Genomic DNA, 26,268 nt, shown 5'->3' with positions numbered 1-26,268 from the left:
GTGCGCTACGAGACGTTGTTAGTTGAAATTGGCACCGAAGAGCTTCCTCCAAAAGCATTGAAAGGCTTGAGCGACTCATTTACGGAAAACCTCAGCAATCTATTAAAAGAGAATGATTTTACATTTGCGAAAGTGAAATCCTACGCCTCACCTCGTCGCTTAGCCGTTCAAGTGTTTGAATTGGCATCGCAACAGGCTGATAAAGTTGTGGAAAAGCGTGGTCCAGCGGTTAACGTAGCATTTGATGATGCCGGCAACCCGACAAAAGCAGCCGAAGGCTGGGCTCGCGGCAATGGTATTACAGTTGCTGAAGCAGAGCGTTTAGTGACGGATAAAGGTGAATGGCTACTCTACAAAGCCGAGGTTCAAGGACAGCCGTTGGCGGAAGTATTGCCTGAGTTGGTGGCAACCGCGCTGAAAAAGCTACCAATTCCAAAACCAATGCGTTGGGGCAGCGGTAGCGCACAGTTTATTCGCCCAGTGAAAACCATCACCATGCTGTATGGCGCCGAGTTAGTGCCAGGCACCATTTTGGATGTTAGCTCAAACACCCATATTCAGGGGCATCGCTTCCATGCGCCGCAAGGTACAACACTAAAACACGCAGACGATTATGAAGCCGCTCTGGAATCGGTTTGGGTGGTTGGTGACTTTGCCAAGCGCCGCGAGATTATCGTGACAGGCATCAATAAATTAGCCAACGAGCTTGGTGGTCATGTTGTTGAAGATACCGACCTGATTGATGAAGTAACCGCTTTGGTTGAGTGGCCAGTCGCATTATCAGCATCGTTTGATAAAGCCTTCTTGTCAGTTCCGAAAGAGCCGCTGATCGTTACCATGAAAGATGACCAACGTTATTTCCCGTTGGAAGACGAACAAGGCCAACTGTTACCTGCGTTTATTTTCATTACCAACATTGAGTCAAAAGATCCGGCACAAATCATTTCGGGTAACGAAAAAGTTGTACGCCCTCGCCTCGCCGATGCCCAGTTCTTCTTTGAAGCGGACAAGAAAGTTAAGTTGGCTGACCGTGTTGACGGTTTAGCAAATATTTTGTTCCAGAAGCAACTTGGCTCGATTAAAGATAAATCAGACCGTATTGCTGCTGTCGCTGGCGACATTGCAGATGATTTAGCTGCAAACGGTACCGTTGCAGAACGCGCTGGTTACTTATGTAAAGCCGACCTCGCCGCGCAAATGGTCCTGGAATTCCCAGAAACACAGGGTGTTATGGGCATGCATTACGCTCGTCATGACGGCGAAGCGGAAGGCGTTCCACAAGCAATTTATGAGCATTATTTGCCACGCTTCGCGGGTGACGATTTGCCACAGTCACCTGAAGGTGCAGCGGTCGCTATTGCTGACAAACTTGATACGTTAGTAGGCATTTTTGGTATCGGACAAACACCTAAAGGCGACCGTGACCCATTTGCCCTGCGCCGTGCAGCCATTGGTTTATTGCGTATTATTGTTGAAGGTAACTATCCTTTGGATTTGGAAGCGTTGGTAGCGAAGTCGCGTCAAAGCTTCGGCAAATTATTGACCGCTGACAATGTTCAAGACGACGTGGTTGATTTTCTACTCGGTCGCTTCCGTACTTGGTATCAAGAACAAGGTATCGCAGTTGATGTGATTCAGGCGGTACTCGCGCGCCGTCCGACCAAACCGGTGGATTTCGACTTGCGTGTGAAGGCCGTCACTGAGTTCCGTAATCTAGCTGCTGCAGACGCGCTTGCCGCAGCCAATAAGCGTGTAAGTAACATCTTAGCGAAAGTTGAAGGCGAGCTTCCGAGCGACGTTAACGCATCGTTGTTGACTGAGGATGCAGAACGCGCCCTTGCAAACGCGATTAACAGCGCTAAAAAGGCTTCAGCGGCGGCTTTGCAGGCTGGTAACTATACTGAAGCACTATCTTCATTAGCATCGCTACAAGAGCCGGTAGACGCGTTTTTTGATAACGTTATGGTTAATGCTGATGACGACGCCGTACGTCAGAATCGACTCGCGCTATTACAAAATTTACGTGAGTTGTTCTTACAAATTGCGGACATTTCGGTTTTAAATTAAACTAAGCAACATAAGATTCAGGTTACTTGATAACTGGCCTTGTTTCTTTGTTTCCAAAATAAGAAAGGGGAGCCAATTGGCTCCCCTTTTTTGTCACTGTTATTCAACTACACGTCAAGATTCGCAACCTTCAGCGCATTCGTTTCAATAAACGCACGGCGTGGTTCAACATCATCACCCATTAAAGTAGTGAATAGTTGGTCTGCCGCAATTGCATCTTCAATAGTTACGCGAAGCATACGACGAGTTTCAGGATCCATTGTAGTTTCCCACAATTGCTCTGGATTCATCTCACCCAAACCTTTGTAACGTTGAATATAGATGCCACGCTTGGATTCGCTGATTAACCATTCGACGGCTTCAACAAAGTCGCTAACCGGCTTTTCTTTTTCGCCACGACGTACAAAGCCACCAGCTTCTACCAGGCCGTTGATCTTCTCACCGATTGAAACGAGCTGATCGTAGTCACGAGACATTAAGAACTCGTAACTCAACGGGTACGGCGTATCAATACCATGACGACGGACGATAACCACAGGTAAATAGAGATTACGTTCTTCATCATGGTTCACCGACAACGTATATGTTGCAGAGTTGACTTCTCGGGTTGTGAGATCGTTTTGTAACGCCCCCGCCCATTCAGTCATAGCCTGTTGATTTTTAAGCATTTCTTCCGTCAGGCGCGGAGCGTAAAGTAGACGTTGCAAGAAAGTTTCTGGCATACGACGTGACAGACGCTGTTTAATAGAGTTTTGTGCCAACTGGTAGTCGTTCACCAACGTTTCGAGATGCGCACCGCTGATACCCGGAGCATCGCTCGTTACGTGCAATGACGCACCATCAAGTGCAAGACTCGTCAGGTACTGGATAAGACCTGGATCATCTTTAATATAGGTTTCTTGCTTGCCCTTTTTCACTTTATAAAGTGGTGGCTGAGCAATATACATATAACCGCGTTCAATCAATTCCGGCATTTGACGATAGAAGAAGGTCAACAGCAACGTACGAATGTGCGAGCCGTCGACGTCAGCATCGGTCATGATGATAATACGGTGATAACGTGTTTTATCTGGGTCATATTCGTCACGCCCAATGCCGCAACCTAGGGCAGTAATAAGCGTTGCTACTTCTTGTGAAGATAACATCTTGTCGAAGCGTGCTTTCTCGACGTTCAGGATTTTACCTTTCAAAGGCAGAATCGCTTGGTTTTTGCGGTTACGACCCTGCTTCGCAGAACCACCCGCAGAGTCACCCTCCACAATGTAGAGTTCAGAAAGTGCTGGGTCTTTTTCCTGGCAGTCGGCAAGCTTACCTGGTAATCCGGCTAAGTCTAATGCACCTTTGCGACGTGTCATTTCACGTGCTTTCCGTGCAGCTTCTCGAGCTCGAGCGGCGTCGATAATTTTGCCAACAATAATTTTGGCGTCGCCAGGTTGTTCCAACAAGAAGTCAGATAGCTTCTCATTCATCGCTTGTTCAACAGCAGATTTCACCTCAGATGAAACTAATTTATCTTTTGTTTGCGATGAAAACTTTGGATCAGGTACTTTGACAGAAACAACAGCAGTCAAACCTTCGCGCGCATCATCACCGGTCGCGTTGGTTTTGTATTTCTTGTTGAGACCTTCTTTTTCCATATAGGTATTCAGTGTACGCGTTAGCGCCGCACGGAAACCGGCTAAGTGAGTACCACCATCACGCTGTGGAATATTATTGGTAAAACAGTAGATGCCTTCTTGGAATGAGTCATTCCACTGCATCGAAACTTCAACTGAAATACCGTCTTCCCGTTCACTGGTAAAGTGAAAAACGTTCTGATGAATTGGTGTTTTATTTTTATTCAAATATGAAACAAAGGCTGAGATACCACCTTCATATTTGAAGTGGTCTTGGCGTTCATTGCGCTCATCTTTAAGGATAATGGATACGCCTGAATTCAAGAACGACAATTCGCGCAAACGCTTCGCGAGAATATCGTAATGGAATTCGATATCGCTAAAAATTGTCGGACTTGGCCAGAAACGAATCTCTGTTCCGGTCTTATCGGTATCACCGATTTGCTCAAGCGGTGCAACTGGGTCACCAAGCTTGTAAGTTTGCTGGTATGAGTGGCCTTGACGTTGAATAGTCAGCAATAACTTATCTGACAACGCGTTAACAACTGACACACCTACCCCGTGCAAACCGCCCGATACTTTATAAGAGTTATCGTCGAATTTACCACCGGCGTGCAGAACGGTCATGATGACCTGAGCAGCCGAAACACCTTCTTCCGGATGGATATCAACAGGAATACCACGACCGTCATCTCGAACTGATACTGAGCCGTCGGAATGAATCGTCACGAGAATGTCTTTGCAGTGTCCTGCCAACGCTTCATCGATCGAGTTATCGACAACCTCGAACACCATATGATGTAAACCAGTGCCGTCATCAGTATCACCAATGTACATGCCTGGGCGTTTGCGAACTGCATCAAGCCCTTTAAGGACTTTAATACTGGACGAATCGTAATTGTTTTCTGCCATAATTAGCTTCTCTATTGTTCCTTGACGGTTCCATGTTCCACGTGGAACATTCTCGTATCTTCGGTTTTGAGTAGTCCACTTACGTCGCTACCATCAATCGCCGATACAAAAACCTGTGACTTGGATGCGACAAGCGCACCACAAAACTTCTCCTGACTTACCGAATCCAATTCGGCCGTAATGTCATCTACCAAGTAGATACATTGTACGCCAGTTTTCTGTTGAAGGTACTCACCTTGCACCAATTTAAGTGCAGCGACAAGTAGCTTCAATTGCCCACGAGAAAGTAAGTTTTTAACATCTTCACCGTTGGCCAAAATTCTTAGTTCCGCCTTGTGCGGTCCGACTGTTGAATGCCCATATCGGATATCTTGCTCGCGATGTTTAACGAGCGCGTCGCCTAGACGACTCCCCTTTTCCCAACCGGAGCGAAGCTGAAACTCAAATTCATAATTCGGTAAAAACTCTGCTAGCCGCGTCTTTAATACTGGCACAAATGCGTTAACGTAATTCTCTCGATGCGAGTGAATGCGTTCACCGAAACTCGCAAACTGTTCATCCCAATAGCGGTGCTCTTGATCAAACCGTTTCATTTTCAATAGGCTGTTTCGCTGTTTTAATAACTTAGCAAAACCAATCCAGTCGTTATAAAAGGAATGTTCCACGTGGAACACTCCCCAATCGATATATTGCCGCCTAACTTTAGGGCCGCCTAAAACAAGCTCTATACTCTCTGGCGTCATCAACTGAACGGGAACCATTCGCGCCAATGAGGAAAAGCGCTTCTCTTTGGCTTGATCGATTCGTAGTTGAACTTCACCAGCATGATTCCGTTGATAACCAACTTGGTGCTTCTCGCCATTCTGCTCTGTTAACTTGGCGAATACGACAAACTGTTCTTGTTCGTGTCGGATAAGCTGACGATACGTTCCAGGCCGAAACGAGCGTCCAAATCCAAGACAATAAATCGACTCAATTAAACTTGTTTTACCGCTACCGTTTGCGCCAGAAATAATATTAACCGTCTTACTTGGCGTCACTGTCGCCGCAGCAAAGTTTCTAAAATTAGTAAGCGACAGTGATTCCAGGTACATAAACGACCACGATGCGCCTACTACAGGCGCATTGGCATAACCACATAAAGCGATGAATCATCATCGTTGTCTTCAACTAAACCACTCGCATCTGAACCTGATAGCGTCAGTTTTACTTTGCTGCCTTGAATGGTATTCAAAACGTCAATCAAGTAACTCACGTTGAAACCAATTTCTAGCGGTTCGCCTTGGTATTCAACTTCAATCACTTCTTCAGCAGTTTCTTGTTCTGGGTTATTGGCAGTTAGGCACATTTCGCCTTGGCTCAAATTGATGCGAACACCACGATATTTCTCATTCGATAAAATCGAAGCGCGTGAACACGCCTGTTTCAACACATCACGTTCAGCAACGACGATTTTATCCCCACCACTTGGTAAAACGCGGCGATAATCAGGGAAGCGTCCATCAACCAGTTTGCTAGTGAATCCGATACCGTTAGTCTCAACGCGAATATGGTTGTTACCAATGAGAACTTTCACTTCGTTCTCAACGTCATCGAGCAGTCGTAACAGCTCCATCACACCTTTACGTGGCACGATAACTTGGCGGGCTGCAAGATTCGGCTGCCCAATTTCACAACTGCTCATAGCTAAACGATGGCCGTCAGTTGCTACGGTACGCAAAATATTGGCATCAGTCTCGAACAACATGCCGTTCAAATAATAACGAACATCTTGGTTCGCCATTGAGAAGTGCGTGCGTTCCATCAAGTCCTTAAGCACCGCTTGGCTTGTCACCAACTGAATATCACTGTCCCAATCATCGATATTCGGGAAGTCTTGCGCAGGTAAGGTCGCTAGCGTGAACTTACTGCGCCCCGAACGAATCATTGCCTTATCGGCCGATGCGCTAAACTCAACCGTCGCACCATCCGGTAAACTACGAATGATATCGACAAGCTTTTTCGCAGGAACCGTAACTTCACCGGCTTCGCCATTCTCGATCGCACATGATGATACCAATTCAACTTCCAAATCGGTGCCGGTTAGCTTCACTTGTTCAGTGGAAGCCTGTATCAACACATTGGAAAGAATCGGAATGGTATGTCGGCGCTCGACTGCACCGCTGACAACCTGAAGTGGCTTTAAAAAAGCATCACGACTGATGGAAAATTTCATACCCACATTCCCCTGTTGTTTGTTCCTTGCCGCTTTTATACGTCCCTACTGTACCTTTTGTAACGTCTGTACGTCGACAGTTACGCTGAAAGCGTGCGAATTAAATTACGATAATCTTCTTTTAAATCGTTCTGTTCGTCTTTTAACTTAGCAATCGTACGGCAGGCATGCAGCACCGTTGTATGGTCACGTCCACCAAAAGCATCGCCAATTTCCGGCAAACTATGGTTCGTCAGTTCCTTCGCTAAAGCCATCGCCATCTGGCGCGGCCGTGCGACTGAACGTGAACGACGCTTAGACAGCATATCTGACATTTTAATGTTGTAATACTCAGCTACGGTCTTTTGAATATTATCAACCGTAACGAGTTTTTCCTGTGCAGCAATTAAATCACGCAACGCTTCACGAACAAAATCGATAGTAATCTGGCGGCCGGTCAGGTTTACGTTCGCCACTAAGCGGTTTAGCGCACCTTCAAGTTCACGTACGTTTGAACGTAAACGCTTAGCGATAAAAAACGCGACCTCGTGCGGTAATGTAATGCCGCGTTCTTGCGCCTTACGAATCAAAATCGCAACACGCGTTTCTAGCTCTGGTGGCTCAATTGCAATGGTTAAACCCCAACCAAATCGCGACCGCAGGCGGTCTTCTAGCCCTTCGATTTCTTTCGGATACAGGTCACTCGTTAGAATAATTTGCTGGTTGCCTTCAAGTAACGCATTGAAAGTATGGAAGAATTCTTCCTGCGTGCCCTTTTTATTTGAGAAAAAGTGGATGTCATCAATCAGCAACGCATCAACTGAGCGATAATACCGCTTCATTTCATCGATGGTGCTGTTTTTCAACGCATTCACCATATCCTGAACAAAACGTTCAGCACGAATATAGAAAACCTTTGCATCTTTTTTGTGAGCGCGAATGGCATTACCGACAGCATGCAACAAATGCGTTTTACCAAGCCCAGTACCACCATATACAAAGAGCGGGTTATAAGCGCTCCCCGGGTTTTCCGCGACTTGATGTGCTGCGGCGAGCGCAAGCTGATTCGATTTACCCTCTACGAAATTATCGAAGGTATACTCTTCATCTATATTGCACTCAAATGCGGGCGCCGGAGCATCTGTTGCATTCCAAGGGGTAGCACGTGGTTGGCGTTGCGCTGGAGCTGCCGCTGGCACGGCTGCGGCTGGGCGGTTATCGGCTGAACTCGTCGCCACACCATTACCCTGCGCTTTCTTTTCAACGCCGCCAACGCGAAACGATACACGTGGACTCTTCTCACCGCGCTCAGTCGTTAACTCGGTCAAATAATCATTTATTTGATTCAGGTATTTGTCTTTGATCCAATCGACAACATAAGAATTTGGCGCATACAACGTCAGAACGTTGTCTTCGAGCTCAGATTGCAGAGGACGGATCCAGGTATTGAAATTCTGCGCGGTTAATTCGCTTTGCAGTCTATCTGCGCATAATTGCCAAAGCGATTTATTCACACCTGTCTCCTGTTTTTGTCAGTTATAATTATTGCGCTTGATTGCTTCGTTAAGATCAGTAGCGATCCTTTATTTTTAGCATCAGCTGGATTGATTTGATTGTACTAAAAGCACCTTCAGATCGCTAGCGTTTGCGGCAAATTTACTGTGTTCTCAACTCCTGCTTATCCACAATTGAAATCATTCTCATCTCGCTTTTGTGGATAGCTTTTTGCGTTGACTTTGATCCTTTTAACCGTTAGAATTCGCGCTCTAAATTTTTAGGTAACTCGAATACGGAAGTAACGTCATGAAAAGAACATTTCAACCAAGCGTATTGAAGCGCAAGCGCACTCACGGTTTCCGTGCTCGTATGGCAACGAAAAACGGTCGTCAAGTGTTGGCTCGCCGTCGTGCCAAAGGCCGTAAAGTTCTGTCTGCATAATATTGAAGCAGAATTACGCTTACGGGCGGGAGTTAAGGCTGTTAACTCCCGCGCACTTTCAAAAAGTCTTCGATAATCCCCCGGTGAAAGCTGTCACGGCTGAACTCACCATGCTTGCTACCCCTAATAATCTCGGTTGTCCTCGAATTGGTGTCACGCTTTCTAAAAAGCGAGCCAAGCGCGCTGTTGATCGAAATCGAATAAAACGCAAGATTCGCGAGAGTTTTCGTCTAAAACAGCATAAAATACCGGCATTCGATATTATCGTGATTGGAAAAAACGGTGTTGTTGACCTTTCTCAGGAAGAGTTGCAGCAACGTTTGGATTACTTATGGCGAACCTTAAGCAAGCGTTGCGCGCAATACCTATCGGCTTCATCCGACTCTACCAGCTGATTATTAGTCCGCTAATAGGGCCTCGTTGTCGATTTACGCCAACCTGTTCACAATACGCCATCGAAGCAATCCAAAAGCATGGTATGATTCGAGGCTTCTGGCTTGCCAGTAAGCGTATTCTCAAATGTCACCCAGGGCATCCAGGTGGCTTCGACCCGGTTCCAGGTACTGAACCTTGTGAAGCGGAAACAACGAATCAAAGTAAAACAGAGACGAAGGACTTATGAATTCGCCACGTTCTATCTTGTTTATTGCTTTCTTGGTAGTAAGCTTTTTCCTCTACCAAAATTGGCTTATTGATACTGCACCGGGTACACAAAAATCGGCGCAAACCCAACAAACTCAAACAACCGATTCAGGTGTGCCTGAAGCGCGTATGGAACCAACAGCAACTGAAAGCGCTGTTCCAGAGTCAAGTGACAGTGGTTTGCCTGCAACCAGTACCGCATCGAATAACCCACGTGTGACAGTGAAAACTGATGTGCTTGATGTGGTTATCGACACTCACGGCGGTGACGTTGTTAACGCACAACTTCTTGAGTTTGCACGCACACAAAACTCAGAAGAGCGCTTTGAATTGCTTCATGCAAATCCAAACCAGCTTTACATTGCCCAGTCAGGTCTCGTTGGCGCTGACGGTACCGATTCAGCACAAGGCCGTCCAGTGTTCCACGTAGAACAAACTGACTACCAATTAACCGGTGACAAACTCGAAGTACCTCTTTACTACACCCTAGAAGATGGTAGCGAAGTGATTAAAACCTTTGTGTTTAGCAAGGGCTCTTACGCTGTCGACGTGGTCTATACCATTCGTAATGCGACAACCACCCATAAGCAGCTCCAATTCTATGCTCAACTTAAGCAAATCATGACTGAAGGTTCAGGCAACATGATGATGCCAACCTATAAAGGTGGTGCTTATTCTTGGGATGAAGACCGTTACGAAAAATATGCGTTTGATGACATGCGCGATCAACGTTTAAGCCGCGAAACTCAAAAAGGTTGGGTTGCAATGCTTGAGCATTACTTCGTATCTGCATGGATTCCACGCGGCGAAGGTACCAAGCAATTATTCTCGCGCATTGTCGGCGGCGACCAAGCGATTATGGGCGTACTTTACCCAACCGCGACTGTTGCACCAGGTGCTGAAGCACAGATTCGCTCAACATTGTTTGTTGGTCCAAAAGACCAAGACGCCATGGCTCTGGTTGCAGAAGATTTGAACCTGACCGTCGATTACGGTTTCCTGTGGTGGTTAGCACAACCAATCTTCAAATTACTGCAATTGGTACAGAGCGTCCTCATCAACTGGGGTCTGTCAATCATCGCAATCACCATCATCATCAAGGCCTTGTTGTACCCGCTAACCAAAGCACAGTACGTATCAATGGCTAAAATGCGGATGATTCAGCCGAAGATGCAAGCACTTCGTGAACGCTATGGCGACGACCGTCAGAAAATGTCACAAGCCATGATGAAGATGTATAAAGAAGAAAAAGTAAACCCACTCGGTGGTTGTTTGCCGATGCTTCTCCAATTGCCAATCTTCCTAGCGCTTTACTGGGTACTGCTGGAAAGTGTTGAATTGCGCCATGCACCGTTATTCCTGTGGATTAACGACTTATCAGCAAAAGACCCATACTTTATCTTGCCTATTCTGATGGGTGCATCGATGTTCATTATGCAGAAGTTGCAACCGACCCCTGCAACCGATCCGATGCAGCAGAAGCTACTGCAATATATGCCAGTAATCTTTACGGTATTCTTCCTATGGTTCCCTGCTGGTCTCGTACTTTATTGGTTGAGCAGCAACCTAATTACCATTGGTCAGATGCAGTGGATTTATAGCGGCCTTGAAAAGAAAGGCATGATGGAACGTCGTAAAAAGAAATAAGTCATGGACTTTGAGCTAACGAACGACACTATCGTTGCACAAGCCACGCCTCCTGGGCGTGGCGGTGTCGGCATTGTACGCGTTAGTGGCCCAGCAGCCCGAACCGTTGCTGAACGCATGTTGGGCCATTGCCCAGCGCCGCGTAAAGCAGAATACCTGCCGTTTAAAGACCTTGATGGCGCAGTGCTTGACGAAGGCATTGCGCTTTTTTTTCAAGGACCAAACTCGTTTACCGGTGAGGACGTGCTTGAGTTACAAGGCCACGGCGGCCCCATACTCATCGACATGATCATCAAGGCAATTCTGGATTTCCCTGAAGTACGGCCCGCTCGCCCCGGCGAATTCAGTGAGCGCGCATTTTTAAACGATAAACTCGATTTGACTCAGGCTGAAGCGATTGCTGATCTCATCGATACTACCTCAGAACAAGCCGCTAAAGCAGCCCTACAAAGCCTACAGGGCGGTTTCTCACACGAGATAGACCAACTTGTCGACCAAGTGATTCATTTGCGCATGTACGTTGAAGCCGCGATTGACTTCCCCGATGAAGAAATTGACTTCCTGAGTGACGGCAAAGTTGCAGCTGATCTTGAGGCGATTATCGATCGGCTACAACAAGTGATGGTGCAAGCAAAGCAAGGCACGTTATTACGCGAAGGCATGAAAGTGGTGATCGCCGGTCGACCTAATGCCGGAAAATCGTCGTTATTAAACGCCCTCGCCGGCCGTGAATCAGCCATTGTCACGGCGATTGCTGGTACCACGCGTGATGTTCTGCGCGAGCATATTCAAATTGATGGAATGCCGTTACACATCATCGATACCGCCGGTTTAAGGGAAAGCCCCGATGAAGTCGAGCGTATTGGCATTCAACGCGCATGGGATGAAATTCGTGGTGCTGACCGTGTACTATTTATGGTTGATGCGACTGAAACCGACGCGGTTCATCCTGCCGATATTTGGCCTGAGTTTTTCGCGCAGTTGCCGGATGACCTGCCATTTACTGTTATTCGAAACAAGGTCGATTTGAATGAAGAACCGGTAATCATCGAAGACATTGGTGGCATTCCCGTACTTCATCTCAGCGCAAAAACCGGACGCGGGATTGATTTGCTGCGTGAACACTTAAAACACTGTGTCGGTTATACCGCCACCAGCGAAGGCAGCTTTATGGCGCGTCGCCGTCACCTTGATGCCCTCGAGCATGCCCGTGAGCACCTCATCACAGGACAAGAGCAACTGGAAATGAATTTGGCCGGTGAGTTACTCGCAGAAGAGCTACGTATTACTCAACAGCACTTGAATGAAATCACCGGTGAGTTCACCTCTGACGATTTGCTTGGCAAAATTTTCAGTAGTTTTTGTATCGGTAAATAGCATAAACCAACCCTCTGCACCTATAAAATCATAAGCGAGAACAACGATGGGTTTAATTATTAAACTAGTTTTAGGGATTGTCGTCGGTACTTTGATTGGGCTTTATACGCCTGACTGGATGACCCAACTTCTACTGACCTTCAAAGAGCTATTCGGCCAATTATTATTCTTTTCCATTCCATTATTGATTTTGTTTTTTATCACCAGCGGTATTGCCGGTTTACCACAAAACTCTGGAAAACTGCTGGGACGCACCCTAGGTATCGCCTACTTATCAACAATTGTGGCGGGTACTGTCGCTTATTTCGTGGCAAGTATTGTCGTACCTATGCTAACTACTGCAGCAAAAACCGCACAAGCATCCGATACAGCGATTTTAGAGCCATTTATCACCTTAGACATGCCACCGGTATTTGGCATCATGACAGCGCTGGTTTTGGCCTTTATTTTCGGTTTAGGTATCACCGCCACGCGCGCCGAACAACTGAAACAACTTTCTGATCAAGGCCGCGATATTATTGAGTTACTACTCGGTAAAGTCATTATTCCTTTATTACCGTTTTATATTGCTGGTGTATTTGCCGAAATGGCCGCAGCTGGCACCGTATTCGGTACGCTGAAAACATTCGGTATCGTACTATTACTAGCCGTGGCATTGCATTGGGTGTACATCATCAGCATGTTTACAGTCGCCGGGTTAAAAGCCGGAATCAGCCCTATCACGCTCATCAAAAACATGTTGCCAGCATACTTTACCGCGTTAGGCACCATGTCGAGCGCTGCAACTATTCCGGTAACGTTACGTAGCGCGAAAGCCAATAATGTTGATGAAGACGTGGCTAACTTCGCTATTCCCTTATGTGCAACTACTCATTTAGCCGGCTCTACAATCACCATCGTCAGCTGCACCATTGCAGTGATGTATCTGCATAGCGCATTAGCGATTCCATCATTCCTAACCATTCTGCCTTTCATTTTAATGTTGGGCGTGGTGATGCTGGCGGCACCAGGTGTGCCTGGTGGTGCGGTGATGTCTGCGGTGGGTTTACTGGCCTCAATGCTTGGCTTTGGTGAAACTGCAATTGCCTTAATGATCGCGCTTTACATGGCGCAAGATAGCTTTGGTACCGCCTGTAACGTGACGGGCGATGGCGCCATCGCATTGCTCGTGAACCAAGCGTCGAAACAGAGCTAAGCGTCCATTCGATATCAGACATGATCAAAAAAGCCGCTGATTTCTTTCATGGGAAATCAGCGGCTTTTTCTATTTAATAGCTAAATTAACCTACTAAGCTTCGTTCGGCACGATACGTAATTCAACGCGACGGTTCAGCTGGCGTCCATCAGCAGTGCTGTTGTCCGCAACTGGCATGGTTTCGCCATAACCGACAGTCGTCACGCGACGCTGATCGACACCATTACCCACCAAGTGATTGCGTACCGCCAATGCCCGGTTCTCTGACAAGCGTTGGTTGTAGTTGGCATCACCTGTGCTATCGGTATGACCTTCCACCAACATGGTCGTTTTCTCATAACGATTAAGCACTTTGGCAACATCAACAAGCACCGGATCGAAGCTCGATGCAATCGTCGTGCTATCCACCGCAAATGTGACGTTACTTGGTAACTGCAAACGAATGTTATCGCCGTCGCGAATCACCTGAACACCGCTACCGGCGAGCTCGTCGCGAAACTCTTGCTCTTGCTTATCCATGTACGCGCCAATTGCGCCACCAGCAATAGCACCAGCCACCGCACCCCAAACATAGCGGCTCTTATCGTGATCACCGGTACCTTTACCAATCACCGCGCCAGCAATGGCGCCAATAGTGGCACCTTTTTGGGTATTACTCATATTCGCGCAACCCGTCACAACAAGTGACGATACTGCAACGGCTACAGCTAATTTTTTCATCATGCTGAGATTCCTTTTTCCAAATGCAAGTTACATACAATTTAGCACAGTAAAGAAATTCTGCCGTGGCGTTTGCTTGAAATTAACGCTTCGTTATTTGGCGTTACGCACAAATAAGGCCACCACCGCTGAGGTAATCACCCCCATTGCAACAGCGCCTATAACCGCTTGAACCATGTAGCTTTGTAACGAAAAATAGACCACAGCTTGAGCTTCGGTCATATTGCCGCTACTTACGGCATACTCAACCATATTGGTGAAAAAGTGAGGGGACACGAAGGTATGCGCAAGCCATTGGGTAAGCGGTGACAAAATGGCAACGACAACAGTCACCCCTACGCCACACATAAAGCCCTGCTTCCAAGTCATGCGACCATTCAGTTCGTGTATTTTTTTCTGACGAAGCGCAAACACGTAAATCGCAATAGCTACTATGGCGAACAAATTGGTCCACATCATATGTTGCGCTATATACGTACTATGCAATCCCACTAAACGCTCTAATAACAACCAGAGCAGCATCGCCACGCTAAAAATAAAGCCCCAACGAATTTCTAATTTATAATTGTTCATCAAGCACCTACTTGTACTTTGAGTACGTTATTTGGGTTAGTCGGTGGCAACCCGTGAACGAATTCGCTTGATCGCTTGGCTATGTAACTGTGATACACGCGATTCGGTAACATCGAGTACTGCGCCAATCTCTTTGAGGTTAAGCTCTTCTTGATAATAGAGCGTCATGACTAATTTTTCACGCTCAGGCAACATATCAAGTGCTTCTACTAATAGCTGTTTTAGTTGTGCATTGCCAATTTGTGCTTCCGGCTCGGCTTCTTCATCATTGGTTTCGTTGCCTGGAGTTTCAGCAACCACTTCGTCGTAGGATAAAACCAAGCCATTATTGGTATCTAACAGCAGTTGATGGTATTCCGCCAGTTCAATATTGAGCTCAGTTGCAATTTCACGCTCTTCGGGCGGCCGCCCTAGACGCTGTTCTAGTTTGCGAATGGTTTGCTCAAGCTCACGCCCATTGCGACGTACGCTGCGCGGTAGCCAATCTCGGCTACGTAACTCATCAATCATCGCGCCGCGAATACGCTGATGCGCATAAGTTGAAAAAGCGACTCCTGAATCTGGGTCAAAGCGGTCAACACAGCTTAATAAGCCTTCAACGCCAGCTTGAATCAGATCATCCACGTCAACGCCGGCCGGCAGCTTAACTTTCAAGTTAAATGCTTGACGACGAACGAGTGGATAGTACTGTTCGATAATACTGTGCTTGTTGAACTTTCCTTCAGCTGTATACATATTTTTCAGCCCGAAAATACCAATACGTCAATGTTAAAATACTGGCGCGCAACCATTTGTATGTTGGCGAGCAACCCTTGTCGTGCCATCGGTGGGTGCAATGCGACAATACGCCGCGGACCATCTACCTCATGAATGCGTTTGAGTACTCGATACACTCGAGCAAAACTATCTAAATCATCCTCAACCCAAACCGCCCAGCGAGGATAATTGCCCACCAATTTATCAAAATCTGGGTATTCAAGCGATACTGGAATGACACGCCATCGATCGGCGCTACCAACCCACTTCATGCCCTGTTCTTCCCAGCGCTGAAAAACTGCAGCTGCTTTCAACGCATAGCCGTCGCTAAACTTCGGTAATCCCAATACAACCACCTGCTCGAGATTGCGCGACGCATTATCTGCAGAAACCACCTCTGAACACGCTTCAGCGGCTGAATCATCGCCATCACGTTTGGCGGCCCACTGCCGCAAACTCGCTGCCTGATCGCTCATACTACCCTTGTGCCTCTACTTCTCGGCCTGCTACTACTAAGGAATCATAGGCATGTATTACATGCAAAATCGCCGGCAATAACTTATCACCTTGAACGCGACCGCGTTTACCACTAATACTCAACAGTTCACCTCTGAGCCCGGCAAATTGAGCCGCAGCGTGATACTCAACATGTAGCGCAACAGCAGCCAACGCCCCGGCTAGGCCTAACTGAGTACGGCTGTCTAATTCATACTTGCCCAGTGACCGCCAAGCGAGTCGTGTCAATCGCGCAAATTCTTCCAATTGCAACATGGCGCGCGTACGTTCAACCACTTGTTCAGCGGTACAATTACCGTCGGCTAACCAATAGCGTCGCTGCACTGGATTTTTACTCGGTCCGCCATGGAGTTCGCCGTATATGACTTGCACTAACTGCTGGCTTGGCTCGGTTTCAGCCGCCGCAATAGTGAGTTCAAGACGTCGCCGCTCGCCACGGTATAAAATGGTGTGTTTACTTAGCGGAATACCATGCTTTTTGACAAGGCCATTTACCGTGAACGGTTGCCCTTGAAATTGCACTTTATGATTCAGGTTCAGTGTGGCTAACCAACCGGTTTGGTGCTGAGAAAAAATATCCAGTAGCTCAGGTTGGGGTAAATAATCGAATAACTGCACAGGTGCTAACGCCATATCTACCAGCACTGGATTCTCAGCGCTGTGTAAAACGGGTGGTAATAAGGGCAAACCTCGCTTATTCAAACCCAAATGGGGCGTTAAATGACTCCATCCCTGCAATGGTTGCGGTGCCGCCCAGCGAATCATATTCAGCTCATCTGGAAACGCAGTATTCGCCCAATGATCCGGCAACTGCTTGAGTTTTAGCGCCTGCACAAGCTCATCAAAGTGTGGAATCTGTTGCCGTAAGGCCTGCATGTTAGACTGAATCAGGTGACCATGAGCAAATACCTGCGAGGGCTCAAGCTTCTCGCTCGCTTGCTCCCATTCACTTTCAGCTAACTGCGACGAACTCACCTCAGCCGTTAACGAATCGGCCACCAATTGCTCAATATCCGGCACGCGGATGTCTTCTGGTACACGCTGCCCCGACGCCGTTGCTTGCACCGTCAATTTATGACGAATAACGGTGTCCAACACACCACCCATACGAGCGGTTTCATCTAACTTAGTTAAAATGCAGTCGTGAATAATTAAGTCGCTTTCGCGCGCAATACGCTGATAAATCCGAGCGACTTCATCCAGCGTTTCTTGTTGCGCGGCAGCGTTTAATAACAGCACCAAACGAGTTGAATCGCGATGCTCCGCGCTACCTAATGCAGCGATTTTTTGCGCCAAGCGTTGATCACGTTGGCTCATGCCAACAGTGTCCACCAACACCAAACGTTTACCGTGCATCTTTTCCGCTAACGAATCGAGAGTGTCACCATCAGCTAATGCGTGCATTTGTACGTCGAGCAGTTCGGCATATATCGCTAGCTGCTGCTGCGCACCAATTCGATAGCTATCGGTTGTCACTAACAGCAAACTGTCGTTGCCATGTTGCATCACATAATTAGCTGCAAGCTTAGCAGTCGTGGTCGTTTTGCCTACCCCAGTTGGTCCAACAAACGCCATCACGCCTTGATGTTGTAGCAATTCCCAATCATTCACACGCATCTCAGATTGATGAGAAATACGCGCAACAATCTGCTGCTGTAACCACTTAAGCGCTTCCGGATAGGTCTTATTAGAGTGATTCAATGCAGAGGGCAACAACGCTACCAACTGACGACTTAAGGCATCGCTATAGCCTCCAGCGCGTAACTGACGATATAACCGCTTACGATTATCATCAGGCGCCTTCTCACCTTGCTGTTGATGTAGCATGGCACGCATGTCCTGCATATCGCTTAACAATTGCTGAGCAATACCAGAAAAATCCGGCGATGCAGGGCTTGGTACCTCATCAGCATCTTGCGATTGTGCTAAATCAGCTTCACTAATGGCGAATACTTCAGCACCTTGCGCTGTCTTACGCGAGGACACAATCACCGCATCTTCGCCGAGTGCATCACGCACTTTGCGCATCGCGTCTTTGTGGCTGGCTGCTCGGAAGCGCCTAATGGTCATTGTGACCCTCCAATTACGCTAACAACTTTAATGGTTCGGTCATCCGGAATCTCGGCCTGAGATAATACCACCAAATCACGTAGCTGCCGGCGTAAGAAATGCGACAACAATGGGCGTAATTGATGTGGAACAACAAGTACCGGTGCTAATCCCATTGTTTCGGCATGGTGCAAAGCTTTCTGCGTTTGCTCTTGTAGGGTTACTGCCAACCCAGGTTCCAATGAACTGTTCTGTTGTAGTGCTTGCGATAACATATTTTCTAATGACACATCTAACCCAATAACCTGCAATTCGCGCGCGCCACCGAACCATTTCTGGGTAATGTTGCGACCCAAAGCAATTCGCACTCGCGCCGTCAACTCATGCGCATCGGCCTGTTGCCCTTCGAATTCCGCCAAGGTATCGAAAATAGTTCGTAAGTCGCGAATGGATACATCTTCTTCAAGTAGGTTTTGCAATACCCGTTGTAAGGTGGTCACGGTAACACATTTTGGTACGACATCTTCAACTAACGCTTTGTTTTCTTCGGATAGTTTATCTACCAATTGTTGCACTTCTTGGCGCCCTAGAAGGTCAGAAGCATAGCGTTGCAGCAAGTGATTCAAATGCGTGGCAACCACTGTACTGGCATCCACAACGGTGTAGCCGTATATCTGTGCATGCTCGCGTTGATCCTGGCCAATCCATTTCGCCGGCAAACCAAATGCTGGGTCGGTAGTATCAATTCCTTCTACCTCGCCACTCACCTGACCTGGATTTATTGCTAACCAGCGATCGGGGTGAATCTCCGCCCGTCCAATCTCACCGCCTTTTAAGGTGATGGTATAAGTATTCGGATTGAGTTCGAGATTATCGCGTATATGCACCACCGGCGGCAGAAAACCAACTTCTTGGGCAAATTTTTTGCGCACACTCTTGATGCGACCAAGCAGCTCGCCTTGTTGCGAGTCATCAACTAAGGCAATTAATCGATGTCCCACTTCCATACCCAAGGTGTCAACCAGTTGAACGTCATTCCAGCTTGCTTCAGGTGCGCTAAAAGAAGGCGTTGGTGCGGCTTGCTCAGATTGTACCGCAGCAATTTTTTCAGCCGCTTGCTGTTTATGCAAATACCAAGCGAAACCACCGAGCATGGCGGTGAAGAGTAAAAATACGAAATTAGGCATGCCCGGAACTAAACCCAACATCCCGATGACCCCGGCCGCCAACATCAATACTTTCGGGCTAACAAATAGTTGCTTGATTAACTGCTGGCCAACGTCTTGGTCGGTATTCACCCGTGATACCGTGACACCAGCGGCAGTGGAGATAATTAAGGCGGGAATCTGTGCTACCAAACCATCACCGATAGTTAACAGCACGTAGGTTTCAGCAGCGGCGCCGGCGCTCATATTGTGCTGCATGACACCAATGAGGAGACCGCCAATGATGTTAACCACCATGATAATCATACCTGCAACGGCGTCACCGCGAACAAATTTACTGGCACCGTCCATTGAGCCGTAAAATTCTGCTTCTTGTGCGACTTCTTGACGACGCCGGCGTGCTTCCTCTTCACCAATCAGTCCGGCATTCAAATCGGCGTCAATTGCCATTTGTTTACCTGGCATTGCGTCGAGAGTGAAGCGAGCGCCCACTTCGGCTATACGCCCTGCGCCTTTAGTGATTACCATAAAGTTAATGATGACGAGAATTAAGAAAACGACCAAACCTACGGCAAAATTCCCACCCACTAAAAACTGGCCAAACGCCTCAATCACTTTGCCTGCGGCATCACCGCCATTGTGCCCTTCCATCAGTACGACACGAGTTGAGGCCACGTTGAGCGATAGCCGGAGCAACGTGGAAAACAACAGCACAGCTGGAAACGCCGCGAACTCTAATGGTTTTTCGGTAAACATACTTACCAACAACACCATTAACGACAGTGCAATATTGAAGGTAAATAGGAAATCGAGTGCAAATGGAGGCAACGGCAATACCATCATTGCCAGAATCATGAGAATAAGAACTGGCCCTACAAGCACTTGTAAGCGAGCTGAGCTTAAGCTCCCGGCTAGCGCGTTCATGCTTAACTTCATGGTGCAGGTACCTCGTAATCGTCAGGAACTGAAATACTGGTTGGCGTTGGTGGTATTAAAGCTGCGCCATTGCGCGCTCGCTTCAACTGAAATGCCCACGCCAAAACTTCGGCCACTGCCGTATACAACGGCGCAGGAATCTCGTGTCCCAAATCAACATGGGTATGTAATGCTCGAGCTAGCGGTGGCGCTTCTAGTCGTGGCACTTTGTATTCATCACCGAGTTCGCGAATGCGTTGCGCCACCAAGTCCGTGCCTTTGGCCACCACGCGCGGGGCGCCCATATTACTATCATCGTATTTCAATGCCACCGCATAATGCGTTGGGTTCGTCACAATCACATCTGCTTTAGGAACTTCAGTCATCATACGACGCCGCGCCATGGCTTGTTGCTGCTGCCGAATTTTCCCTTTGACGTGCGGGTCACCTTCGGTTTCTTTGTTCTCACGCTTCACTTCTTCTTTCGACATGCGCAATTTTTTAGTGTGCGTGAATAGTTGAAATGGCACGTCAAAGGCAACGACGACTAACAAGGTTAGAATCATCAAGAAACAAGCTAATGCGGCCATGCTCATGGCTTCACCTAGTGCTTGTTTGACTTCGAGGCTCATTAGTCGCAGAAAATTCGCTTTCTGATCCCACAAAAACAGCATCAGGACGCTACCGACCAGTACCGACTTTGCAATCGCTTTGCCAAGTTCGGCCAACGCCTGCGTAGAAAATACGCGCTTTAAGCCTTTAATCGGGTTGAGTTTGCTTAGCTTCGGAGCCATCGCTTTGGCGGATATCACCCAACCGCCTAGTAAAGCCGGAGCAACCAGTGCCAGCACCATCATGACGGCGAATAAAGGTAATAACGAAAACAGTGCCGATTGACCGAGCTCCAACACATTCTGCAACATGGGGCCGGGTTCAGAAACCTGCAACCGTTCAAACAAGAAGGCTTGTTCCATCACTAAGCCAAGGTTATGGTACATGGTGCTACCTAGCGCCCAAAGCATTAACACACCACCAAACAGGATCACAAACGTGGTCAGCTCGCGCGATCGCGCAACCTGACCTTCCTCCCGAGATTTTTCTAACCTTCGGGCCGTGGGGTCTTCTGTTTTTTCTTGGTCATTTGTTTGTTCTTCTGCCATGACAGCAATTATTGCGTATAGCAGGCAAGAGCTAAGGGTCGAAAAAAGGGGTTAGAACCCCTTATTTCTGTTTCGTTTGATCGGTTGCGTTGGTCGCGCGTTGAAACTCTTCGTTCAATTGCTGAACATCGGGTTCAAGACTGGCATCGAGTTCAGCTTGATCTTGGGGGAAAAAGCCTTGGCGTTTGATAAACTCAGCTGATTCGAATGTATGCACCACAATCGTAATCCGGCGATTGCGAGGGTCATTGGGTTCGGTGCCATCAAGTGGAATTCTATCGGCTGCGCCCATCACAAGTAATAACCGGTCAGGCTCAAAGCCGCCGTCTAACAACGTCTTTCGTGATTCATTGGCGCGATCGGCTGAAAGCTCCCAGTTGCTATAACCTCGTTCGCCGCCAGCATACGGCAAACTATCAGTATGGCCACTGATGGTTACTTCATTAGGGATTTCATTTAATAACGGGGCCAGGGTACGAAGCAAACGCTCCATGTAAGGCGCAATCCGATCGCTGCCCACCTCAAACATCGGTTTGGTCTCGGTGTCTAGCATCATGATTCGCAAGCCTTCGCGGGTAACGTCAAATTGCAATTGCGCCTTCAATGCCCGTAGCACAGGGTCGGCTTCGATTGCCGCCTCAACACGACGGCGAATTTCGTTAAAGTGGCGCCGCACATCCGCTGGCCGTGTTTGGCGACGTAAGTCAATGCGTGCTTGCTCACCATCGGTGTGAATCGGATCAGCACCACCACCTTTTATGACGCTAGCAGCATTACTCGAACGCTCACCTCCAGCCATAGAAACCAGCAGTGGCGTCTGGAAATACTCAGAAATACTTTGCCGCTCTTTCTCACTCGACATCGACAAGATCCACATCACCAAAAACAACGCCATTAACGCCGTCATAAAGTCCGCCAGCGCAATTTTCCAACTGCCTCCGTGGTGCTTTTTAACGATTTTTTTGCGTCGAATGATTATCGGGCGATGTTCATCTGCCATGACGACTACTCCGCTTTGGCACCACGAACATGGTCTTCAAGTTCAGTAAAGGTTGGTCGCTCTGAAGTATGTAATGCCTTGCGACCAAACTCTACAGCCAATTGCGGGGCGTATCCGTGCATACTTGCTAGCAACGTCACACGGATAACCTGTAAAGTTTTCACCAGTTCCGCAACTTGACGCTCGACACGACTCGCTAACGGGTTAATAAATCCGTAACCCAATAGAATACCTAAGAACGTACCAACCAAGGCGTGGGCGATCATCGTGCCCATAACGTCTGGCGGTACATCTGCAGTACTGAGCGCGCGCACAACTCCAAGCACTGCGGCGACAATACCAAAGGCTGGCATTGCGTCACCTACTTTGTGCAACGCGTCTCCTGGAATTTCGGCTTCAGCCTCGAAGGTTTCGATTTCATGCAACATCAACTCGTCCAGCTCTTGCGGATTCATGTTGCCACTAATCATTAAGCGCAAATAATCGGCAATGAAGTTCAACATCATTGAGTCTTCAAGAACTTCCGGATGCTCCTGAAAAATAGCACTTTCTTCGGGGTTTTCGATATCACGCTCTACCGCTAACATGCCGTCGCGGCGCATTTTATTGAGTAACTTATAAATAACGGCGAGTAATTCGAGGTAGGTCTCGTTATTGTACTTGGTTGAGCGCTTAAAGCGTTTGACCGATTGCAGTGTGGCTTTGATTGCTTTGCCATTATTAGCAGCAATAAATGCCCCAATTCCCGCGCCACCGATAATCAGTAACTCAAGTGGCTGAAAAATCGGTCCCAATGCGCCACCGGCCAGCACGTAACCACCGAATACGGAAAACAAAACCACAACAAAACCGATAGCTATTAACACGGCCGCTTCCTCTATCTAAAAACACATCTAAGAAGTTTATCGGCGCGTTAGCTTCAGACTTAAATATCTTTTCGCAATTTTGCCACTTTTTGTTTGAGTGGTTTACCGGCTCGCGATGGCGGTTGGCATACACCACATACATAATCCGCGTCTGGTGTATGAGCATGATTAACGAACTGCAAACCACAGCAAGTACATTTAGACAACTGGAACATGTCGCTCTCAAAAAAGCGGATTAATGTCCAGGCTCTAGTTAAAGCTAGAACCTCCTCCTCGTCACTTAACTGAATATGCTCTTGGTACAGTTTGTAAGCTTTGATAAACGCCTGCATGCGTTCAAGCTTCTGACCTTCGCGCAAACGAGAGTAGATGTTGTAAAAAAACGATGAATGCACATTCGGCTGCCACGTCATAAACCAATCAGTTGAAAACGGCAGCATTCCTTTGGGTGGTGACTTACCTGAAACTTCTTTATACAACCGAACCAATCGGCCACGGTTTAAACTTACCTCAGATTCTAAAACCTGCAATCGAGCACCAAGTTCGATAAGCTCAATTGCAAGCTGCACCTGATTCAGTTCTTCAAGAAGTTTCTTGGCGGTCATTCATGACTCTTTCTAAGGTTAAGCAGAAGCCATATGCATTGCTAAATGGGTTGCTTGCATGCCAGTATCCCGCTTATTTTTCAGAATGGCTTTCAACTGACTTACTGGACCCAAATTAGGTTGCAATAGACTTTGAGGTTGGCGGGCCAACATGGTTAATTCTTTCGCAGACATATCAACAATAAGGTCAGCTAATTCATCGTCGATTTTTAATCGGAAAATTGCAGTATCGCGATCTTCGACAATTAACTTCTGAACTAACATCAGGTAACTAAGATTGAGTTCCTGTAATTCAGAAATCGTTTTGCTGTGACTCATTAGCGCATTTCTCCAATACTACTTATTGTTTTTCTTCGTTATTGCGATCTTTAGCAAATCTTAACACTGTTGGTCAATAGTAAAGATTGTCCTTTACACTCTTTGATTCATATTAAAATGTATTTTTTATGTTGAGCTGGTGGCCGCAAAAAACGGCAAATCAACGATCAGAATCCACGGAATGCGCCCAAATCAACAACTCTGCAACAATCACCCAAAGCGTTTGCGGTACATATTCATCGAGATCAATTTGCGATAAAAGATCGACTAATTCCGGTGAATCGTGAACAAACACATTATGCTCTTTTGCCAGCGCAATGATCTTATCCGCGATCAATCCTTCGCCTTTGGCGACAATTTTTGGTGCCGGCTCAAACTCTTGATAACGTAAGGCAACGGCCTTTTTATTGAGCGGTTTATCATCATTCATTGCGGCAACCTCGACACCGGTATACTGTCAATTTCTACCCCTGCACCTAGCCGCAGCCGCGCAATAAGTCGCGCCGTTGCGCTTTGCAATGAATCCACTAACATCTCAGCGCATTGTAGCTGCATCGTGAGATGTTTATGTGACAGTCGCATTTGCGCTCGAATCTCGCCCACATGCGGTAACGTTAGCTTTAATTCGCTGCGCCACGCTGGAGGCTCAGGTTCTTCCCCTTGCTTGCGACGTTGCTCGTCACGCCAACGCTGCACCAGCGGGTTCACATCGGGCTGAATTAACCATTGCAAATGTGCTTGCGGCCACAACTCGGTATCGATATGAATAATACCTGAACTTAATAGCTCAAGTTGCTGACCTAGAATCGCCTGTATCTGTGGTGAGTTTGCTCGGAATGGTCCAAGGTTATGCGGCTGTTGGCGTACCGTTAAGAATGGGACTTTGTTTGCAACCCAGCGCGCTAATAGCGCTTCGTAAAATAATCCGGAGTCCTTCACAATTGTCTGCAATCGGCCCATCAACGTAAGAACGTCTAGTTGCGTTGCTCCAGGAAACAAAGGGGCATCAAGTCGAATATGCCCACCGAGAAACTGGCTGCCGGACTGTGCCGTGCTGTTAAATTGTGCAGGAAGTTGCTGCTGAAAAGACTGAATAAGTTGCATTAACCGTACGACTTGCTGGCCAGCTTGGCTAAACTCTGTGGTGCTAGCTGTCGCTTGTACCGGTGCAACAGGTAACGTATGGCGCGGGAGTAAATCCACCGTTGATCGTTGCTTCGCAACTTGGTGGACCAGTGTATCCAGTAACGGCGTTATGCTACTCAATTGCTATATGTATGCTCTAGCTTTTGCTTTTTCTGCATGCTGAGCAAGGTCTGCTCCAACATGGTACGACGCGCGACTAAGCGTTCCCGAATCTCACGGTCTTGATCCATGATGGTGCTCAAAAGTTGTAATTTGCTAAGTTGCTGGTCCTCGGACAACTCAACTGCAGCTTCCGCGTGGCTTAACTTTTCCACCTCACGAACGTACTCAACTTCCGTCTCAATCAAGGCTTCCCAGTCTTCGTTGCGCACACTGGCCAGCATTTTGTTCGAATGCTCCAGAAGCGTCTGGTACGACATAATGACCTCCGTCGGTGACATCAAGTAGTCACCTTTAAATTTGGGTTACGCGGCCACATGCCTTACGCCCCTTCAGCCTGTGACTGAATTTCCTTCCAAGCAGAGCCAATTTGGTCAAGTAACTCTGCAGCTTCATCTAACTTAGCGGTATCATTTTTCAGGTTAGCTTTTAGCAATAACTCGCTCACATAAAAGTAAATCGACTCTAATCGTTCAGCGAGTTCGCCACCTTTCTCTTTGTCTAGCGCTGCTAACAAGCCCAAATGTACGATATCGGTGGCTTTGCCGATGGCTTTACCTTTCTCCGCAACGTTACCGTTTTCCATATGTAATTTGGCGGCTTTAATTTGCTTCTGTACGCCATCAAATAACATTGCGATAAGTTTGTGCGGACTGGCTGAAAGCACATGACTTTCAACATCAACACGACCATAAGCTGCAGCACCACGCATACCGTACATGATAATTACC

General features: G+C 47.5%; 26 protein-coding genes. 7 read left to right on the top strand and 19 right to left on the bottom strand.

The features are described from left to right. Nucleotides 1-2,067 carry a glycine--tRNA ligase subunit beta gene (gene glyS / locus CWI82_RS00630; RefSeq protein WP_130202321.1) on the top strand — a complete coding sequence of 689 codons (2,067 nt, stop codon included), beginning with the start codon at nt 1-3 and terminating at the stop codon, nt 2,065-2,067. 107 nt (nt 2,068-2,174) lie between these two features. Here the strand turns inward: glyS and gyrB are convergent, their stop codons facing one another. The 4 genes from gyrB to dnaA all read right to left on the bottom strand — a co-directional run bounded on the left by gyrB (nt 2,175) and on the right by dnaA (nt 8,303). Then, a complete protein-coding gene (gyrB, locus tag CWI82_RS00625) occupies nt 2,175-4,595 on the bottom strand; it encodes a DNA topoisomerase (ATP-hydrolyzing) subunit B (protein WP_130202320.1) in 2,421 nt (806 codons plus the stop codon). A gap of 11 nt (nt 4,596-4,606) precedes the next feature. Then, nucleotides 4,607-5,689, bottom strand: coding sequence for a DNA replication/repair protein RecF (gene recF, locus CWI82_RS00620; protein ID WP_130202319.1), 1,083 nt, complete (start codon nt 5,687-5,689; stop codon nt 4,607-4,609). Nucleotides 5,690-5,709: 20 nt separating this feature from the next. After that, nucleotides 5,710-6,810, bottom strand: coding sequence for a DNA polymerase III subunit beta (gene dnaN / locus CWI82_RS00615; RefSeq protein ID WP_130202318.1), 1,101 nt, complete (start codon nt 6,808-6,810; stop codon nt 5,710-5,712). An 80-nt stretch (nt 6,811-6,890) separates the two neighbouring features. Then, nucleotides 6,891-8,303 carry a chromosomal replication initiator protein DnaA gene (gene dnaA, locus CWI82_RS00610; RefSeq protein ID WP_130202317.1) on the bottom strand — a complete coding sequence of 471 codons (1,413 nt, stop codon included), beginning with the start codon at nt 8,301-8,303 and terminating at the stop codon, nt 6,891-6,893. A 289-nt stretch (nt 8,304-8,592) separates the two neighbouring features. Here dnaA and rpmH point away from each other — a divergent pair, with 289 nt between their 5' ends. From rpmH to CWI82_RS00580, 6 genes are all read left to right on the top strand, one after another. After that, entirely contained in the window at nt 8,593-8,727 is a 135-nt protein-coding gene (gene rpmH / locus CWI82_RS00605) for a 50S ribosomal protein L34 (protein ID WP_055439485.1), read from the top strand. 83 nt (nt 8,728-8,810) lie between these two features. Further along, on the top strand, nt 8,811-9,122 hold the full coding sequence (gene rnpA / locus CWI82_RS00600) for a ribonuclease P protein component (RefSeq protein ID WP_325049930.1): 312 nt from the start codon (nt 8,811-8,813) through the stop codon (nt 9,120-9,122). Then, nucleotides 9,059-9,349 carry a membrane protein insertion efficiency factor YidD gene (gene yidD, locus CWI82_RS00595; protein ID WP_130202315.1) on the top strand — a complete coding sequence of 97 codons (291 nt, stop codon included), beginning with the start codon at nt 9,059-9,061 and terminating at the stop codon, nt 9,347-9,349. The genes rnpA and yidD overlap by 64 nt, the downstream gene beginning before the upstream one ends. Continuing rightward, nucleotides 9,346-11,016, top strand: coding sequence for a membrane protein insertase YidC (gene yidC / locus CWI82_RS00590; protein ID WP_130202314.1), 1,671 nt, complete (start codon nt 9,346-9,348; stop codon nt 11,014-11,016). The genes yidD and yidC overlap by 4 nt, the downstream gene beginning before the upstream one ends. Before the next feature lie 3 nt (nt 11,017-11,019). Beyond that, complete coding sequence (gene mnmE, locus CWI82_RS00585; protein WP_130202313.1) at nt 11,020-12,393, top strand: tRNA uridine-5-carboxymethylaminomethyl(34) synthesis GTPase MnmE; 1,374 nt, start codon at nt 11,020-11,022, stop codon at nt 12,391-12,393. Between the two features lie 46 nt (nt 12,394-12,439). After that, nucleotides 12,440-13,588 (top strand): dicarboxylate/amino acid:cation symporter, encoded by a 1,149-nt coding sequence (locus CWI82_RS00580; protein WP_130202312.1) that lies wholly within the window; start codon nt 12,440-12,442, stop codon nt 13,586-13,588. Between the two features lie 93 nt (nt 13,589-13,681). Here CWI82_RS00580 and CWI82_RS00575 read toward each other — a convergent pair whose 3' ends face one another. From CWI82_RS00575 to fliS, 15 genes are all read right to left on the bottom strand, one after another. Further along, nucleotides 13,682-14,311, bottom strand: coding sequence for an OmpA family protein (locus CWI82_RS00575; protein WP_177203831.1), 630 nt, complete (start codon nt 14,309-14,311; stop codon nt 13,682-13,684). Between the two features lie 90 nt (nt 14,312-14,401). Beyond that, nucleotides 14,402-14,881: a DUF4199 domain-containing protein gene (locus tag CWI82_RS00570; RefSeq protein ID WP_130202311.1), complete on the bottom strand. Its 480-nt coding sequence runs from the start codon at nt 14,879-14,881 to the stop codon at nt 14,402-14,404. 36 nt (nt 14,882-14,917) lie between these two features. Continuing rightward, a complete protein-coding gene (locus CWI82_RS00565) occupies nt 14,918-15,616 on the bottom strand; it encodes an RNA polymerase sigma factor FliA (protein WP_325049908.1) in 699 nt (232 codons plus the stop codon). A gap of 5 nt (nt 15,617-15,621) precedes the next feature. Then, a complete protein-coding gene (locus tag CWI82_RS00560) occupies nt 15,622-16,113 on the bottom strand; it encodes a hypothetical protein (protein ID WP_092858028.1) in 492 nt (163 codons plus the stop codon). Nucleotide 16,114: 1 nt separating this feature from the next. After that, nucleotides 16,115-18,223: a flagellar biosynthesis protein FlhF gene (gene flhF, locus CWI82_RS00555; RefSeq protein ID WP_130202309.1), complete on the bottom strand. Its 2,109-nt coding sequence runs from the start codon at nt 18,221-18,223 to the stop codon at nt 16,115-16,117. Further along, entirely contained in the window at nt 18,220-20,304 is a 2,085-nt protein-coding gene (gene flhA / locus CWI82_RS00550; RefSeq protein ID WP_130202308.1) for a flagellar biosynthesis protein FlhA, read from the bottom strand. The genes flhF and flhA overlap by 4 nt, the downstream gene beginning before the upstream one ends. Further along, on the bottom strand, nt 20,301-21,443 hold the full coding sequence (gene flhB / locus CWI82_RS00545) for a flagellar biosynthesis protein FlhB (RefSeq protein ID WP_130202307.1): 1,143 nt from the start codon (nt 21,441-21,443) through the stop codon (nt 20,301-20,303). The genes flhA and flhB overlap by 4 nt, the downstream gene beginning before the upstream one ends. Nucleotides 21,444-21,504: 61 nt before the next feature. Further along, nucleotides 21,505-22,443: a flagellar motor protein MotB gene (motB, locus tag CWI82_RS00540; RefSeq protein ID WP_130202306.1), complete on the bottom strand. Its 939-nt coding sequence runs from the start codon at nt 22,441-22,443 to the stop codon at nt 21,505-21,507. 5 nt (nt 22,444-22,448) lie between these two features. Further along, nucleotides 22,449-23,309, bottom strand: coding sequence for a flagellar motor stator protein MotA (gene motA / locus CWI82_RS00535; RefSeq protein ID WP_130202305.1), 861 nt, complete (start codon nt 23,307-23,309; stop codon nt 22,449-22,451). 59 nt (nt 23,310-23,368) lie between these two features. Further along, on the bottom strand, nt 23,369-23,914 hold the full coding sequence (gene flhC, locus CWI82_RS00530) for a flagellar transcriptional regulator FlhC (RefSeq protein WP_130202304.1): 546 nt from the start codon (nt 23,912-23,914) through the stop codon (nt 23,369-23,371). Nucleotides 23,915-23,932: 18 nt separating this feature from the next. Next, on the bottom strand, nt 23,933-24,232 hold the full coding sequence (locus CWI82_RS00525; protein WP_130202303.1) for a flagellar transcriptional regulator FlhD: 300 nt from the start codon (nt 24,230-24,232) through the stop codon (nt 23,933-23,935). Between the two features lie 160 nt (nt 24,233-24,392). After that, nucleotides 24,393-24,662, bottom strand: coding sequence for an EscU/YscU/HrcU family type III secretion system export apparatus switch protein (locus tag CWI82_RS00520; RefSeq protein WP_130202302.1), 270 nt, complete (start codon nt 24,660-24,662; stop codon nt 24,393-24,395). After that, nucleotides 24,659-25,498 (bottom strand): flagellar hook-length control protein FliK, encoded by an 840-nt coding sequence (gene fliK, locus CWI82_RS00515; protein ID WP_130202301.1) that lies wholly within the window; start codon nt 25,496-25,498, stop codon nt 24,659-24,661. The genes CWI82_RS00520 and fliK overlap by 4 nt, the downstream gene beginning before the upstream one ends. Continuing rightward, nucleotides 25,495-25,797, bottom strand: coding sequence for a flagellar protein FliT (locus CWI82_RS00510; protein WP_165383855.1), 303 nt, complete (start codon nt 25,795-25,797; stop codon nt 25,495-25,497). Before CWI82_RS00510 ends, fliK begins: the two co-directional genes overlap by 4 nt. Before the next feature lie 62 nt (nt 25,798-25,859). After that, nucleotides 25,860-26,258, bottom strand: a complete 399-nt coding sequence (fliS, locus tag CWI82_RS00505; protein ID WP_199286237.1) for a flagellar export chaperone FliS — start codon at nt 26,256-26,258, stop codon at nt 25,860-25,862. Nucleotides 26,259-26,268 lie beyond the last annotated feature (10 nt).

The organism is Pseudidiomarina tainanensis, from assembly GCF_004214835.1.
Classification (GTDB): domain Bacteria; phylum Pseudomonadota; class Gammaproteobacteria; order Enterobacterales; family Alteromonadaceae; genus Pseudidiomarina; species Pseudidiomarina tainanensis.
The sequence above is the reverse complement of the archived record's forward strand: the minus strand, read 5'-3'. Positions and strand labels throughout refer to the sequence as shown.

Excerpts from the sequence above, each read along its gene's own strand:
- gyrB (WP_130202320.1), bottom strand. The coding sequence starts at position 4,595 with ATGGCAGAAAACAATTACGATTCGTCCAGTATTAAAGTCCTTAAAGGG.
- recF (WP_130202319.1), bottom strand. The coding sequence starts at position 5,689 with ATGTACCTGGAATCACTGTCGCTTACTAATTTTAGAAACTTTGCTGCG.
- dnaN (WP_130202318.1), bottom strand. The coding sequence starts at position 6,810 with ATGAAATTTTCCATCAGTCGTGATGCTTTTTTAAAGCCACTTCAGGTT.
- rpmH (WP_055439485.1), top strand. The coding sequence starts at position 8,593 with ATGAAAAGAACATTTCAACCAAGCGTATTGAAGCGCAAGCGCACTCAC.
- yidD (WP_130202315.1), top strand. The coding sequence starts at position 9,059 with ATGGCGAACCTTAAGCAAGCGTTGCGCGCAATACCTATCGGCTTCATC.
- yidC (WP_130202314.1), top strand. The coding sequence starts at position 9,346 with ATGAATTCGCCACGTTCTATCTTGTTTATTGCTTTCTTGGTAGTAAGC.
- mnmE (WP_130202313.1), top strand. The coding sequence starts at position 11,020 with ATGGACTTTGAGCTAACGAACGACACTATCGTTGCACAAGCCACGCCT.
- CWI82_RS00580 (WP_130202312.1), top strand. The coding sequence starts at position 12,440 with ATGGGTTTAATTATTAAACTAGTTTTAGGGATTGTCGTCGGTACTTTG.
- CWI82_RS00575 (WP_177203831.1), bottom strand. The coding sequence starts at position 14,311 with ATGATGAAAAAATTAGCTGTAGCCGTTGCAGTATCGTCACTTGTTGTG.
- CWI82_RS00570 (WP_130202311.1), bottom strand. The coding sequence starts at position 14,881 with ATGAACAATTATAAATTAGAAATTCGTTGGGGCTTTATTTTTAGCGTG.
- CWI82_RS00565 (WP_325049908.1), bottom strand. The coding sequence starts at position 15,616 with ATGTATACAGCTGAAGGAAAGTTCAACAAGCACAGTATTATCGAACAG.
- CWI82_RS00560 (WP_092858028.1), bottom strand. The coding sequence starts at position 16,113 with ATGAGCGATCAGGCAGCGAGTTTGCGGCAGTGGGCCGCCAAACGTGAT.
- flhF (WP_130202309.1), bottom strand. The coding sequence starts at position 18,223 with ATGACCATTAGGCGCTTCCGAGCAGCCAGCCACAAAGACGCGATGCGC.
- flhA (WP_130202308.1), bottom strand. The coding sequence starts at position 20,304 with ATGAAGTTAAGCATGAACGCGCTAGCCGGGAGCTTAAGCTCAGCTCGC.
- flhB (WP_130202307.1), bottom strand. The coding sequence starts at position 21,443 with ATGGCAGAAGAACAAACAAATGACCAAGAAAAAACAGAAGACCCCACG.
- motB (WP_130202306.1), bottom strand. The coding sequence starts at position 22,443 with ATGGCAGATGAACATCGCCCGATAATCATTCGACGCAAAAAAATCGTT.
- flhC (WP_130202304.1), bottom strand. The coding sequence starts at position 23,914 with ATGACCGCCAAGAAACTTCTTGAAGAACTGAATCAGGTGCAGCTTGCA.
- CWI82_RS00525 (WP_130202303.1), bottom strand. The coding sequence starts at position 24,232 with ATGAGTCACAGCAAAACGATTTCTGAATTACAGGAACTCAATCTTAGT.
- CWI82_RS00520 (WP_130202302.1), bottom strand. The coding sequence starts at position 24,662 with ATGAATGATGATAAACCGCTCAATAAAAAGGCCGTTGCCTTACGTTAT.
- CWI82_RS00510 (WP_165383855.1), bottom strand. The coding sequence starts at position 25,797 with ATGTCGTACCAGACGCTTCTGGAGCATTCGAACAAAATGCTGGCCAGT.
- fliS (WP_199286237.1), bottom strand. The coding sequence starts at position 26,258 with ATGTACGGTATGCGTGGTGCTGCAGCTTATGGTCGTGTTGATGTTGAA.